Here is a 14,480-nt window from a genome sequence, read left to right on the forward strand (position 1 = left end):
GATATCAAAAGAACAGAATGATGAAAAAAATTTTACTTATAATATTCATGATGATTAGTATTTCAGCCTTCACTCAGAATGAAAAATACAAAATCACCGAAGACGACTACCAAAACAACAAGGTAGAAATGGCTGACATCATGCGACAAAACGGCAAAATATATGTCGTAGTCGGAGTCATATTAATCATTTTTGTAGGTATTACAACTTACATATACCGTTTAGATCAAAAAATGTCCAAACTCGAAAAAGAGGAGTTGGGTAACTAATAATCATGAAGAAATCACACATTCTAGGAATAGTAGTCATCGCAGTTGCTATTATGGTCATCATTTCAACAGCAGGAGATGCGAGTACCTATGTCGGTTTTGGAAAAGCAAAAGAGTTGGCTGAGAATGGCAATGATAAGAAAATCCATGTCGTGGGTACATTAGCAAAAAGTCCAGCAGGTGATATTATGGGAATTAAAGATTCTTCAGATAAACTATCTTTCTCTTTTCTACTAGTAGATAATGAAGGTATTACACAACGAGTATATTTCAATGAACCGATGCCTACAGATTTCCTTAGATCTGAACAAGTAGTAGTAGTAGGAGCTTATCACGGAGAATCTTTTCTAGCCTCTAAGATCTTAATGAAGTGTCCTTCAAAATATCAGGAAGAGACAATTGAAGTAGGCCAAGCCTGATCTTTAAAAACATCTAACATGCATTTATTTATTGGTTCGTTTGGACACTTCTTGGTTATTGCCTCGTTTGTGACTGCTATTGTTTCAGCTTTAGGGTATGCTTTTTCTGTATCCTCTAAATCAGAAACTGAAAAGCAACAATGGCAATCGTTTTCAAGAATAGCTTTTATAACTCATTCTATCGGTTCGGTAGGAACTGTTATTACGTTGTTCTTTATTATTAACCAAGGCTACTTTGAATATCATTATGCGTATAGTCACAGTTCTTCAATACTACCCGTTTATTATCAAATATCAGCCTTCTGGGAAGGTCAAGAAGGATCATTCTTACTTTGGATATTTTGGAATGTAGTATTAGGCTTGATTTTAATCAAAACTAATAAGTTTTGGGAAGCCCCCGTAATGGCAATTTTCGCTCTGGTTCAAGCTTTCCTTCTGTCAATGATCCTTGGAGTGGTAATCGGTAGCATTAAAATTGGAAGCTCTCCGTTCATGCTTCTAAAAGATGTAATGGATGCTCCTATATTTGACACTAATCCAGATTTCATCCCAGAAGATGGTTCTGGATTGAATCCATTATTACAAAATTATTGGATGGTGATTCATCCTCCCATGCTATTCTTGGGCTTTGCTACAACTTTGATTCCTTTCGCGTATTGTGTTGCTGGTCTTTGGATTGGAAGGTTTAGAGAATGGATCCGCCCTGCATTACCTTGGAGTTTATTCTCAGGTGTAACTCTCGGGGTAGGAATATTAATGGGAGCGTATTGGGCATATGAAACGCTAAACTTTGGAGGATACTGGAACTGGGATCCTGTAGAAAATGCTGTGTATGTACCTTGGTTGATATTGATTGGAGCCATACACACTATGATCGCTTTCAAAAAAAGCACGACAGCATTAAAGTCATCCATTGTTCTTTCTTTGTCTGCGTTTTTATTGATTGTATATTCAACATTCCTGACAAGAAGTGGGATACTTGGAGACTCTTCTGTTCACTCTTTTACCGATTTAGGACTTTCTGGTCAGCTCTTGGTTTATTTACTTTTCTTCTTGATTGGCACGACTGTTTTAATCATAAAATCATGGAAGCATCTTGGTTCAGATGAAAAAGAGGTTTCAACTTATTCTCGTGAATTCTGGATTTTTATGGGTGCGACAGTACTTTGTCTAATGGGTTTCCAAGTCATTATTCCTACTTCTATACCTGTTTGGAATGCTATTGTTGAGGGGTTGGGGTTTGAATCTAATATGGCACCTCCTGTGGATCAAGTAGAGTTTTATACTAAGTTTCAAATTTGGGGTGGGGTTTTGATCGCTATTCTATCGGGAACTGGGCAGTTCTTTTGGTGGAATAAAATGGATCAATCGAAACTCAAAGATGCATTGGTTGGACCTGTGATCATTACAATGGTCGTTGCAGCCATAATAATCTTAGCTAAGGGGATACAAAATCCTATATATATCATTGTTTTGATTTCAGGATTATATGCGATTATTGCTAATGCAAAAATTCTGATTGACAGGTGGAAAACTAATATCAATCTGTCAGGAGGAGCAATCACGCATATCGGAATAGCAATGATGTTGATTGGAATCTTATTTTCATCTGGTTATTCAAAAATAATTTCCCTTAATTATACCGGCAGGGTTTGGAGTAATGATTTACCTGATGAAATCAACCAAAAAAATTTACTTCTCTTCCAAAACGAACCAGTGAAAATGGGAGATTACACATTATTGTATAGAGGTACTAAGAAGAGAATACAGGGCTACAATGGATACATTAGCTCCAACGAACTATTTCAATTCAGCGAAACTCATGTTTATACACTTCAAGATATCAAACAAGACGATCAGGTAATTTTTAAGAAAGGTGATACACTAGAATTATTCAACCCTGAAACTAGCTATTTTAAAATTGACTATATCAAAGAAGGAGGTAATACATTCACATTATACCCCACTGTTCAAATCAACGAGAAAATGAATATGACAGTCATGTCTCCTGACATTGATAAGAACTTTGGATTCGATATGTATACTCATGTAAGAACCTTTCCAGATCCAAATGAAGAGTCTAAATGGAGAGGAAGAAAGGATCAAGACGTAAAAATAGGACAACAGTTTTTCGCTAATGACTATGTTTCTACCCTTGATAAAGTTGAAAGAATTTTTGACGTAGATGGTGTAGAACTATCAGAAAAAGACGTGGCTATACAAGCTACATTCACTGTGCAAGGAGAGGAGAAAAACTATTCTGCGAAACCTCTTTACATTATTAAAGACATGCAAGCAGGTATGATGCCTTTCACCATTCAAGACTTAGGTATTAAATTAAGCATCGTGAATGTAAGCCCTGAATCAAATAATTTTACCATCGGAGTAGATACTACTCAAAAAGATTGGGTCATTCTAGAGGCAGTAGAGAAGCCATTCATTAATATTCTTTGGTTGGGGACTATTGTAATGATGATTGGCTTTGGTATAGCAATAAATAGAAGATATCAAGAGTTCGTAAAAATGAAGAAAAAGGGGCAAGAGTAACAATACTCCTTACTTTTATCCTATTTAATCGAATCACTTATCAACAAAAGACGAAATTATTTAATTATCCCCATATTTTGCATGAGTTTTGAGGCATTAAAGCTTTGACATACTCCATCAGTAAGTTTATAGTCAAAGATGATTTCATCCCCATCTATTATACTATTGAAACTATAGTTAATTACTCTATTTTCTTCTGTTGACATTTCACTAAGCTCAATGTCATGAGTCGAAATCAATCCCATACTATCTGTCTCTATCAGCTGATTAATTAAAGAAATGGCACCTTTGTGTCTGTCTTCTGAGTTAGTTCCTTTAAGAATTTCATCTAACATGAAATAGATCAGGTCACCTTTTTTGAGTGACTTGAGCAGTTGTTGTAGTCGCTTAAGTTCTGCATAAAATGAACTTACACTTTCCTCTAGGTTATCCGTAGTTCGCATACTACTGAATAGCTGAATGGAAGGACAGTTAAACTCCTTTGCACAAACTGGAGCTCCCATCTGAGCAAGTATCAAGTTTACCCCTACTGTTCTTAAAAAGGTACTCTTTCCAGACATATTAGAACCGGTAATCAAGCCGACTTTTTGTGAAGGTTCATGTTCAAAATCATTATAAACTCTTCCTTGTGACTTCAGTAATGGGTGCCCTATTCCAACAGCCTTTATCGTAGACATAGAATCATGAACTGTAGGATATGTATTATCGGAATTAGCGAAAGCATAAGATCCAATATCTGATAACACATGTAATTCTTCGATAGCTTTTAACCATCCATCCATTCTTAGTTCATAATTCTTTTTCCAGTTTACTGCTGCTTGAAAGCCATATAAATCCAACACAAAGAATGCATTCACAGGTTGATAAAAAAGGTTTGCTCTACCTTGAAGAAAATGTAGAATTTTAGAAAGAGAGGTAATAGCTGGACCTGCGTCTTTTAATTCATTTTGAATCTCAATTAATTTCTTTGATTCAAATTTTTGAGAATTGATCAAATCAATAGACAATGCATATGACCTAATGCGATGATGCACTTGGTCAAACTCCTTTGCAAACTCAATTAAAGGAAAAAATACAGGGCGTAAAACGAGAGTATTTAGAAATACTGGAAGTAAAAGCCAATGATAACTCAGACCTATCATCCACCAACCTATTATCATAGAAACTGAAAGTATTGGCAAAAAAAACTTAGCCACTTTGAAAATAGGTTTATCAATCCCATTCAAATTATTCCTTAACCAATATATAAGATCGGTTAACTCCTTAGAATCATCATCTTTTTGATGATAACTATATGCCGTAAGTTCTTGACGGAAATCAATGCTCTCTGAAAGTTCTTTTACTGCTGATTGTCTACTTAAAACTTCTTTTGAGCTCTCGTGATTAAGAAGCCAAGAAGCCATTTTATTCATGGATCCTTTTAACCTAGATCGGTTGAGTAATTGAAATAGTGAATTTCGACCAAAAACATCCATGTCTACAGCATACGGGTGAGATGAATCTGCTTCATACCCACCATCATAAATGGATTTGAGGTCTCCCGAAATTCTTTTAATCTCATCTTCATTGATTTCAATGAGGTGCTTGCATTGTTCTCTTTCGAATCGTGCTTTATTGTGAAGTCTGACTAACCATCCAAATAACGGAGCAAAAACTACAGAAACTCCGAGCACCCATTCTAATTTTGAAAGACTAAGCGAATAGATACAGAACGCGATGTAAGCCAAGAATAAAATAAGTCTTAACCAACCAATCCTAGTTGATCTAGATTTGAGATTTTCTATGTTTGATTGGTATTGAGTTTCTCTTTCTCTGAAGAAAGATTTTAATGATGGGGTGCTCATATAAATTTTGCCCGCTTTGTTTTATATAGAATCCATAAGATAATTACACGCAATAGTAAGTCTAAACAGCTTTGCAATAGATTTTGATAGGTTTCACAAACGAATTTTATATAATAGAAGTTATTTATTCAACAGCCACTTTTCTGGATCAAGTCGTTCAATGTTTTTCCAAACTTGGAACTGAAGCTCTGATATTCCTTCGCTATTAGTGTAGACTGTACCGACACTTTGGTTTTTTTTGACAACTTGTCCCTTTTTTACATTTACTTCTTTCAACTTAGCATAAAGCGTATAGTAGTCTCCATGTTGTATGATTACAACACTATTCATTCCAGGAACAAAAGCCGTTCTAGCTACTTTGCCCTCAAATACAGATTTTACGTTAGCTCCTTTCTCCGTTTGAATATCTACCCCTTGATTCTCTACCATTATCCCTTTAAGTACAGGGTGTGGATGCTTTCCAAATTTCTCTGAAACAAAGCCAGACGCTACTGGCCATGTAATTTTGTTTTTACTACTTTCAAATAAAGCTGAAAGCTTTGCTCCATCAACCGATAAAACTATGGCATCTGAGACCTTGCCATTATTGGATTTTTCAATCTCTTTTCGAACTATATCAGCGAGTAGTTTATCCAACCGCTTGATCGCATCTTGTCTTTTTGCTAACTCCTTCTTGAGTTCCTTTTCACGCTGCCCCAACTCTTGTACAACTTGGCTTTGCTTGCTTTTTAAAGTGAGTAAACTCTTATTCTCTTTGATCTTAGATCTAAGAAGTTTTGCTTGTTCCTCTTTCTTAATTAGCAGATCATCTTTTTGCAAGTTCAATGCATCACGAACCATCTCTATTTGTTCTACTTGACGCTCTCTAGCATTAGAATATTGTTCTAGATATTTCAACCTTCTAAAAAGCTGATTGAATGTCTCTGATGAAAAAAGAAAAGTCAATTGATCATATGAGTTCTGAGATTTATATGCATCATAGATCATCTCAGCATACTCTTCTTTGAGAGCTTGTAGATCTGATTCCATAGCATCTGTCACTATTGTCAAATCTCCGATCTCACCATCCATTAATTGAATTTCTTCATTGATAGCAGAGATAAGATCTTTTCGGATTTTGATCTGCTGATTGAGTGCTTTTAATTGACCAAGAGTTGCTCTTTTTTCAGTTTCAGTTTCCTTAAGGATCTTCTGTGCCTCAGAAATTTTTTTCTGGTTCTCCAGTTTTTCTTTTTCTAACTGGTTTTTGCTCTTTTGAGCAGCTAGCGAAAAGAAAGAAAAAATAAGAAGAATAGAAACCAGAAGGCGTGTCACACTTATCTATTTAGCTTTATACTTTCGTGGAATACTAAATGGGAAAGTCAAGGTTCCCTGATCGATATCAACCTTAGTATGTTCGATTGTAATATTAGACATTTTCTGTCTATTAAGTACTTTATAACTGATTTTGGCATCAACCTTACTAGGAACCACGTGTCCCGAAAACTTCTGAAAGTCTTTATACAAAATGTCTAATGTACTCGACGTAGTATCACTCATAGCATGTACTTTCTCCAGTTTCATACTATTAGTTCCTATATAATTTTCAATTTGAAGATCTCCTTTCTCTTTTGATACAATATAAAAGTCATCTTCCTTGGAAATTTCGCCTTTCTTTTCAACCGGCCATATCATATTCCCGACCAGAATTGACTCTAATAAACTTAAATCCAAATCGAAATGAGCTTTATCAGAAAACTCACTGATAGGGCGTCTTACATAGCTACGATGTATCCTGTCAATAATAATAAACTCATCTTGAGTCACTACACCCCTAGCAGCTTCTATGCCCATGCCCGGCGTAACAGAAAACCAGAGAATACTGTCTTTCTTCAATCGAATATTTGCAATTGCTTTTTGTTTCTTCCCATTATCTTCAAAACGCACCTTAGACTTTGTAGCGATATATTCGTACTCTAAATTATTCAAATTGAATTTATCAGGATTGGGATTAAATAGAGATAATTTCTTGGCACATGATGACATTATTATCAACAAGGCCAAAGACCAGAAATATTTATTCATAAAGTTGCCTACTAGCTATTTTCTTATCTAGAGTTTCTAAATTGGTACTATCGTCGGAAGATAATTCACGTGCTCTTTTCCATTGTACTAGAGCCTCATCAATCCTGCCTAACTGAAATAATGCATCACCATAATGTTCAACAATTACTGCACTTGGGTCGAAGTCCAAAGCCATTTTTAGATATTTGGCTGCGCCTTCGTAATCTTCCATCATGTACAAGACCCAAGCATGAGTATCTAAATAGGTAGGGTTCTCCGGATACGCTTTCACAATTTTGCCTGACATCAACTTAGCTTTCTCCAGATCTTTTTTACGTAGAGATAGGAAATAACTATAGTTATTCAACACATGATCATTATCTGGTTTGGCTTTCAACGCTGCCTCATAAGATGCGTCTGATTTTTCATGATCTCCCATGCTGTTGTAGGCGTCACCTAACTGACCATGAAACAAACTCTTCATATTATTATCACGAGCTGTATAAGCTTTTCCTGTATTGAAAGTCTTAATGGCATTCTCGTAATCTTTCTTAATCAAATAAGCTGTTCCACTGAAATAATAAAGAGAGCTTTGATTTGGAAATGTTTCTAGTGCAAGATTAGCATGATCGATAGCACCATCATAATCTCTTAAGTCCATATCAAGGGAAAGAATGTTTTGCCAAATATTGAAATTTGACCCATCTATTTTGACTGCTTTTAGATAATAAGATCTAGCTTGTTCTTTTTCTTGCACATTGTAATGCAGATCGCCGATCATAGCTAAAGCTTGATAAGAGTCTGGATGTGTTCCCACCAATATTTCTCCCAAAACCATGAGAGGATCATTTAATTTTTCATTTGGAAGCATCCCCAAGTAACCAGCTAGCGTCCTAATTTTAGCATTTAAATCAACTGAAGAACTTCCAAAAGGTACTTTCAATGATTGCAATGCTTTTTCAGGGTCTCCATTTTTTCGATAAACCTCCGCAAGTAAGATGAACAGTTCTTCTTCATCCGGATTAACCTTGACAGACTCCTCTAAAAACTCTTTAGCCTCTGTTAATCGATCGTTAGATATCATTATCCTTCCAAGGTTCAAGACATGGCTTTTTTCATTTGGGTAAAGACCAACAAGACGCTTCCCTTCATCTATTGCTAAATCAAGCTTATTTTGTTTTAAATATATCTGCTGACGTTGTTGGTATATCTCTTCCATAGTACCCAACTTGGTCTCTGCTAAATTGTACGTAACAATAGCATCATCATACTTTTTTTGATAGAGTTGAATGGCTGCCAGCTCAAAGAGATGATTTTCTGTCCCTTCTACATTTTCTACTAGACTGAAATAAGTCTTCTCTGCAGCCTCTAATTGGCCAATCGTTGTTTGAATATTTGCCAACTGCAAATAATAAAATTTATTCTTTGGAGAAAGCTCTACTGATCTATTTGCAAATGGTAAGGCTTTGTTCAATTCACGATTTTCTAAAAGGATCTGTCCAAGTTTGTAATTGGCGGCAGCGTTGTCAGAATCTAATTCAAGAACTTTTTCAAAGAATGAGTAAGCCTTTTGACGATCTCCTAGTATAAAATACTTCTCCCCTTCTAGGAAGTAATGTTCTAATTCCGTCACCTGCTCTTCCGACAAGACTACAGTTTCTGAAGCTTTTTCTGATTTTTTCTTTTTCTTTTTTTGAGAATAAGCTGATCCTCCTCCTATCAGCATCATACAGAGCAACAGAATAGAAAATAGAACTGACTTATGTATATAACTTCTCTTCATATTTTTGAAAAGGTCTAAAAGCAAAAATAAGGAAATTAGAAGGCATTGAATTCCATTTCTCCCTGTATTAAATGACATATCACCCACAATTAACACCTTCTATCGATTATGGCAACGTAACTCCAAAGACTTTACGTCCAACAAGAGCTTTTCGTTCTCTTAGATAGATATAAACAACGAAACATAGGACTATCATATTTCGAATTGCTAGACTTAACCAGAAATTAGGCCAACTTATTATTTCCATCAAATAAACTATCCCACTAGCAAGAAACAATACCTCAAATATTTTACCTACTTCATATGGTACCGAAAAGTGTCTTTTTCCAAGTATATAGCTAATCAATGACATACTAAAGAAAACTAAAAATGTGACAATCGCACTGCCAAGATAGCCCAACATTGGAATCAAAAGAAAGTTCAAAACAACTGTAAGAACAGCACCTACAGATGTAATAATAGCACCATACTTAGTCTGATCGGAGACCTTGTACCAAACAGACAAGTTGTAATAAACTCCGCTAAAAATATATCCCATCAATAAAAAAGGTACGATATGCAGTCCTGTTTGATAAGTTTGATTTCTAAGAATAACCATACCAAGCCAGTCTAGATTCATACAAATCCCAAGAAATACAATGGCATTGAATTGAACAAATGCAGTCATCACTTTTGCAAAGAGCTGCGGGGAATTCTTATCCGCAGCATTAGAGAAAAAAAATGGCTCAGCAGCATATCGAAATGCCTGAATACCTAACTGAATGAAAATAGACAGTTTATATACCGCTCCAAAAATCCCTAATGCTTCTTGATTATTAAGACCTGCGTAAAAACCAATCGGTAACCAATTTTTCAATAATGCTCTTGAAAGCATCTCATTAGTGACTCCTGCTAACCCCATAAACAAAAGCGGAAATGAATAACTAAGAATTGGTTTTAGTTGAGAAATGTTCAGAGTAAAATTGAATCCCTTAAACTCATTTCCTAAAAGAATCAATATCAACGCATTTGCCATTAAGTTAGCTACAAATACATACTTGACTACAAATACATCATCAAACCAAAAACTTACGAAAGGTTGAAATTGATTAAATAATTCTCCTTTCACTATAGGATAACAGATTAAAAGGAAAAAAACATTCAGCCCCAAGGTAGTAGAGACTTGAGTCAACTTTATAAAGGCAAATTTTCTAGCTTTTCCTTTTAGTCTCAACCTTGCGTACGGAACAGCCACTATTGCATCTATGAAAATAATACTTGATACATAATAAATTGCTGATTCTTGACCTCTATACTCTAAAAAGTTCACAATTGGAGTAGCCAAAAAGCAGAGCAAAGCAGAAAACACCAAACTTGAAACTAAAATAGAGCTTAAGCCTAAGTTGAATACTTGATGCTCATCTTCTCCTTTAGTCGCGAACCGAAAATATGTAGTTTCTATTCCATAGGTGTAGATAACATATAAAAACGCAATATATGCATAGAACTCGGTGACTATCCCATATTCTCCTATCTGAAATACCGCAGTATAAAGCGGTACCATGAAATACGAAATCATTCGAGTCAGTATACTACTTCCTCCATACCAGACGGTATCTCCTGCGAGCTTCTTTAAAGCCATTAAGTGATGTTAATTTTTGAGCCTAGCTACTTACCCGTAAAAGTTGGTGTTCTCTTTTCTATAAAAGCTTTAGTACCTTCCTTGAAATCATCAGTACCACATAACCTTCCAAAAGAATTAGCCTCAGTCTGATAACCATTTTCTCCACTCGTATGTACAGCATTGATACAATCAATAGCTAATGAAATAGCCATAGGAGCTTTTGAAATAATTTTATTCATAATATCTAAGCACTTTTGCCTTAGTGCGACGGGATCTGGCACTAAATAATTGACTAGACCAAACGTAAGAGCTCGATCTGAAGTCACTATATCTCCCGTAAGAATCATCTCCATAGCTTTACCCTTTCCAACCAATTGCGTCAAGCGTTGAGTTCCCCCATACCCAGGAATCAGCCCCAAACTAACTTCAGGTAATCCAAACTTCGAAGCTACTGTCGCTACTCTGATGTGACATGCCATTGCTAACTCGCATCCTCCTCCTAGAGTATATCCGTTAATTGCTGCAATTACAGGTTTAGAAAAACGCTCAATAATATCGAACACTTCCTGACCGCTTTCGGCCAAGCCACGAGCATTTACTTGATTAACTTCTGCTAATTCTTTGATATCTGCTCCCGCTACGAATGCTTTGTCTCCTGCTCCAGTAAGAATTATACCTTTAACAGATTCATCATCATCGATCTCCTGAAGGATATTCTTGAGATCCTGTAAAGTTTGTTGGTTAAGAGAATTGAGAGATTTTTCTCTGTTTATTGTAATCGTAAGTATTCCCTCATGATTATCAAGCAGAAGTGTAGTATAGTCGCTCATTAGTATCTGATTGAAACTAATCAAATGTAGAACAGTTTCTGTGGAAATCGAAAATTGGAAAGCCTAAAGTTTCTAACAAAAACCAACTTAAAGTCCTGTTCTCTAATTTATCAACTAAGCTTTTAGAACAGTTTATTCCCAAAAAAATATAAATGAATACTTTTTAGGAACAATTCTATATTCAATTTAGATGGAGTATACAGATTATATTTGCTGCCATGGCAGATACTCCTACATTCGAAGATTATTTGACTAGCAAAAAAATCGACGCTAATCAAATGAAAGCCGCTGAAAAAACATTGTTCGAGGGATTAAAAGAGCAGTTTGAGCAAATGCACCCAAACAACTTTACGCAGCAAAATCTTTTTATTATCAACCCTATTAGAAGAAAATATCAGCTAATAGATGAACCTAAAGTTACTGCTAAACCAAAAACAGCGGCTAAGCCAAAATTCAAGAAACCATCATGAGGTATTTCTTAGAGTTGGCTTACCATGGAGGAATTTATCACGGATGGCAAGTACAACCCAATGCCATCACGATACAACAAGTACTCAATGAGGCTCTATCTACCATACTTCGATCAGAAATAGAGACAATTGGTAGTGGCAGAACCGATACAGGTGTTCATGCGACTAAACAAATTGCACACTTTGATCACGATCAACAACTGCCAGAAAATTTAATCGGCAAACTCAATAGTCTTCTACCAAAAGGAATTGCAATCTACTCTTGCAAGCCTGTCAAAGAAGATGCTAGCGCTAGATTTGAAGCATCTAGTAGATCCTATATCTATAAAATGAATAAGCAAAAAGATCCCTTCTCCGATGGACTAAGCTATTTTTATAGAATATCACTTGACCTGAAAGCAATGAATGATTGTTGCACAGTCATTAAAAAATGGACCGACTTTGAGAGTTTCAGTAAAGTACATACGGATGTACATACTTTCAACTGTAAAATTATTGATGCAAGATGGGAAGAGGATAACGAAGGGTACAGGTTTTACGTAAGTGCCAATAGATTTTTGAGAGGTATGGTTCGAGCTTTGGTTGGTACCATGATATTAGCCGGTGAAAGAAAAATCAGTGTAGATGATTTTCAGAAAATTTTAGAAGCTAAAGACAGAAAAAAAGCAGGTAGGTCAGTACCAGCTCATGGGCTTTACTTATCTGCCGTAGAATACCCAGAAGAGATTTACTTATAACCAATAACAGATTTTGGGATATCGGTATTTAAGTCACACGGTAAACAATGTTAGTATAAAAGAAATCCAAGCTTTTAGAACATGAGATTAAACTACTTTTTACCCCCCGCCTGATATCGAGATAACAAAAAACACAACTGCTTAAACAATTAATTAAATTCGAGGTGTGGAAAAAGAAAAAGTAAGTGGGAAGATAATGGACTTCAAAGTCCTAAAAAGACTAATTCAATTCGCTAAACCCTATTCAGGGTATATGTACTTGCTGATATTTCTGACTATTTCACTTGCACTACTGGTACCAATTCGACCGTACCTAATTCAGCACATCATAGACAACGAGCTTGCCAATGGAGATCATCAAGGTCTATTAAATATGGTCTATGTATTAGTTGGGATATTGATAATTCAGGGCTTCGTTCAGTATTCTCACACTTATCTATCTGCATGGGTAGGACAAACAATAATCATGGATATCAGAACGAATCTGTTCAGCTATGTCCAGAGGTTAAACCTTAAATTCTTTGACAAAACTCCAATAGGAAGATTGGTAACAAGAAATGTCTCAGATATCGAAACACTAGCCAATGTCTTCAGTCAAGGTATAGCTATGATGATAGGTGACTTACTTCAACTTGTTGTGATTTTGTCCTTCATGTTTTACACTGACTGGAAACTTAGCTTGGTCAGTCTTTCTTCTATTCCGATATTAATATGGGCTACATATGTATTTAAGGAAAAAATAAAAGTATCATTTAACCATGTCCGTACGGCAGTAGCTAACCTCAATAGCTTTGTGCAAGAACATATTACTGGAATGAGTATTGTTCAAATCTTCAATAGCGAAGAAGTTGAATATCGAAAATTCAAGGAGATAAACGAAGAACATAAAAAAGCTAATATAAAATCTGTCCTCTATTATTCTGTCTACTTTCCTGTAGCTGAAGTTATACAAGCAATTGCAATTGGGTTATTAGTATGGTATGGCGCGGTAGAAATGATGGACTCCACCTATCAGCCTGGAGTGATAATAGCATTTATCATGTACATAATGATGTTCTTTCGTCCTATCCGTATGATAGCTGATAAATTTAACACACTTCAAATGGGTATAGTGAGTACGAACCGTATCATCACTTTACTAGATAATAAAGATCATATTCCAAATGATGGGGAATATGCCCCAGAACATATTGATGGTAATGTAACTTTTAAAGATGTTTGGTTTGCATACAATGATGAAGACTATGTGCTTAAAAACATCAATTTTGAAGTAAAATCTGGACAGACCATTGCCCTAGTAGGAGCTACTGGAGCTGGTAAATCGTCCGTCATCAATCTGCTAAGCAGATTTTATGATATCAAAAAAGGCGAAATTTTACTCGACGATCGAAGCGTCGCCGAATATGAATTAGCAGCTCTAAGGAAAAATATAGGAGTAGTATTACAAGATGTATTCTTATTTTCTGATTCCATAGAAAAGAATATCACCTTGGGCAACAATGACATTTCTAGAGCACAAGTGCAGAAAGCTGCTGAGCTTGTAGGTGCCATGGATTTTATAAAAAAACTTCCAAGTGGATTTGACTACAATGTAATGGAAAGAGGCTCCACCCTTTCTGTAGGCCAACGCCAGCTAATTTCATTTGTGAGAGCAATGGTTTATGATCCTAAAATCATAGTACTAGATGAAGCAACTTCTAGTGTTGATACCGAAACCGAGGAGTTAATCCAACAAGCAATATCTAAAATGATGACTGGAAGGACCTCTATTGTAATTGCACATAGACTATCCACTATACAACATGCAGATCAAATAATTGTTTTGGACAAAGGAGAGATCAAGGAAGTCGGAACTCATGACGAATTACTTGCGAAAGACAGTTTTTATGCGCAGCTTCACAGAATGCAATATAAAGAGGTCTTAACAACGTAATT

General features: G+C 35.7%; 12 protein-coding genes. 6 read left to right on the plus strand and 6 right to left on the minus strand.

What is annotated here, in order from left to right; all coding sequences use genetic code 11:
• Positions 1 to 20: 20 nt before the first annotated feature.
• Genes DKG80_RS18395 through ccsA form a run of 3 tightly spaced genes read left to right on the plus strand, consistent with a single transcriptional unit; the run spans position 21 to position 3,235 of the window.
• Entirely contained in the window at positions 21 to 269 is a 249-nt protein-coding gene (locus tag DKG80_RS18395) for a CcmD family protein (protein ID WP_109832877.1), read from the plus strand.
• A 5-nt stretch (positions 270 to 274) separates the two neighbouring features.
• On the plus strand, positions 275 to 688 hold the full coding sequence (locus DKG80_RS18400; RefSeq protein ID WP_109832841.1) for a cytochrome c maturation protein CcmE domain-containing protein: 414 nt from the start codon (positions 275 to 277) through the stop codon (positions 686 to 688).
• An 18-nt stretch (positions 689 to 706) separates the two neighbouring features.
• Entirely contained in the window at positions 707 to 3,235 is a 2,529-nt protein-coding gene (gene ccsA, locus DKG80_RS18405; RefSeq protein ID WP_109832842.1) for a cytochrome c biogenesis protein CcsA, read from the plus strand.
• A 56-nt stretch (positions 3,236 to 3,291) separates the two neighbouring features.
• On the opposite strand, the gene DKG80_RS18410 is transcribed toward ccsA, so the two are convergent.
• From DKG80_RS18410 to DKG80_RS18435, 6 genes are all read right to left on the minus strand, one after another.
• Positions 3,292 to 5,079, minus strand: coding sequence for a MutS-related protein (locus DKG80_RS18410; RefSeq protein ID WP_109832843.1), 1,788 nt, complete (start codon positions 5,077 to 5,079; stop codon positions 3,292 to 3,294).
• 120 nt (positions 5,080 to 5,199) lie between these two features.
• Positions 5,200 to 6,393, minus strand: coding sequence for a murein hydrolase activator EnvC family protein (locus tag DKG80_RS18415; protein ID WP_109832844.1), 1,194 nt, complete (start codon positions 6,391 to 6,393; stop codon positions 5,200 to 5,202).
• A gap of 6 nt (positions 6,394 to 6,399) precedes the next feature.
• Positions 6,400 to 7,143, minus strand: coding sequence for a DUF4292 domain-containing protein (locus DKG80_RS18420; RefSeq protein WP_109832845.1), 744 nt, complete (start codon positions 7,141 to 7,143; stop codon positions 6,400 to 6,402).
• Positions 7,136 to 8,905, minus strand: a complete 1,770-nt coding sequence (locus DKG80_RS18425; protein ID WP_162555977.1) for a tetratricopeptide repeat protein — start codon at positions 8,903 to 8,905, stop codon at positions 7,136 to 7,138. The genes DKG80_RS18420 and DKG80_RS18425 overlap by 8 nt, the downstream gene beginning before the upstream one ends.
• 106 nt (positions 8,906 to 9,011) lie before the next feature.
• Entirely contained in the window at positions 9,012 to 10,526 is a 1,515-nt protein-coding gene (locus tag DKG80_RS18430) for a lipopolysaccharide biosynthesis protein (protein ID WP_109832847.1), read from the minus strand.
• 26 nt (positions 10,527 to 10,552) lie between these two features.
• Positions 10,553 to 11,338 carry an enoyl-CoA hydratase/isomerase family protein gene (locus DKG80_RS18435; protein ID WP_109832848.1) on the minus strand — a complete coding sequence of 262 codons (786 nt, stop codon included), beginning with the start codon at positions 11,336 to 11,338 and terminating at the stop codon, positions 10,553 to 10,555.
• A gap of 218 nt (positions 11,339 to 11,556) precedes the next feature.
• Between DKG80_RS18435 and DKG80_RS18440 the strand changes: the two genes are divergently transcribed.
• The 3 genes from DKG80_RS18440 to DKG80_RS18450 all read left to right on the plus strand — a co-directional run bounded on the left by DKG80_RS18440 (position 11,557) and on the right by DKG80_RS18450 (position 14,478).
• Positions 11,557 to 11,808, plus strand: a complete 252-nt coding sequence (locus DKG80_RS18440) for a hypothetical protein (protein WP_185140180.1) — start codon at positions 11,557 to 11,559, stop codon at positions 11,806 to 11,808.
• Complete coding sequence (gene truA, locus DKG80_RS18445; RefSeq protein ID WP_109832849.1) at positions 11,805 to 12,545, plus strand: tRNA pseudouridine(38-40) synthase TruA; 741 nt, start codon at positions 11,805 to 11,807, stop codon at positions 12,543 to 12,545. Before DKG80_RS18440 ends, truA begins: the two co-directional genes overlap by 4 nt.
• A 196-nt stretch (positions 12,546 to 12,741) precedes the next feature.
• Positions 12,742 to 14,478: an ABC transporter ATP-binding protein gene (locus tag DKG80_RS18450; protein ID WP_109832878.1), complete on the plus strand. Its 1,737-nt coding sequence runs from the start codon at positions 12,742 to 12,744 to the stop codon at positions 14,476 to 14,478.
• The last annotated feature ends 2 nt before the right edge of the window (positions 14,479 to 14,480 follow it).

Origin of the sequence: Reichenbachiella versicolor (genome assembly GCF_003171675.1) — a bacterium.
Classification (GTDB): domain Bacteria; phylum Bacteroidota; class Bacteroidia; order Cytophagales; family Cyclobacteriaceae; genus Reichenbachiella; species Reichenbachiella versicolor.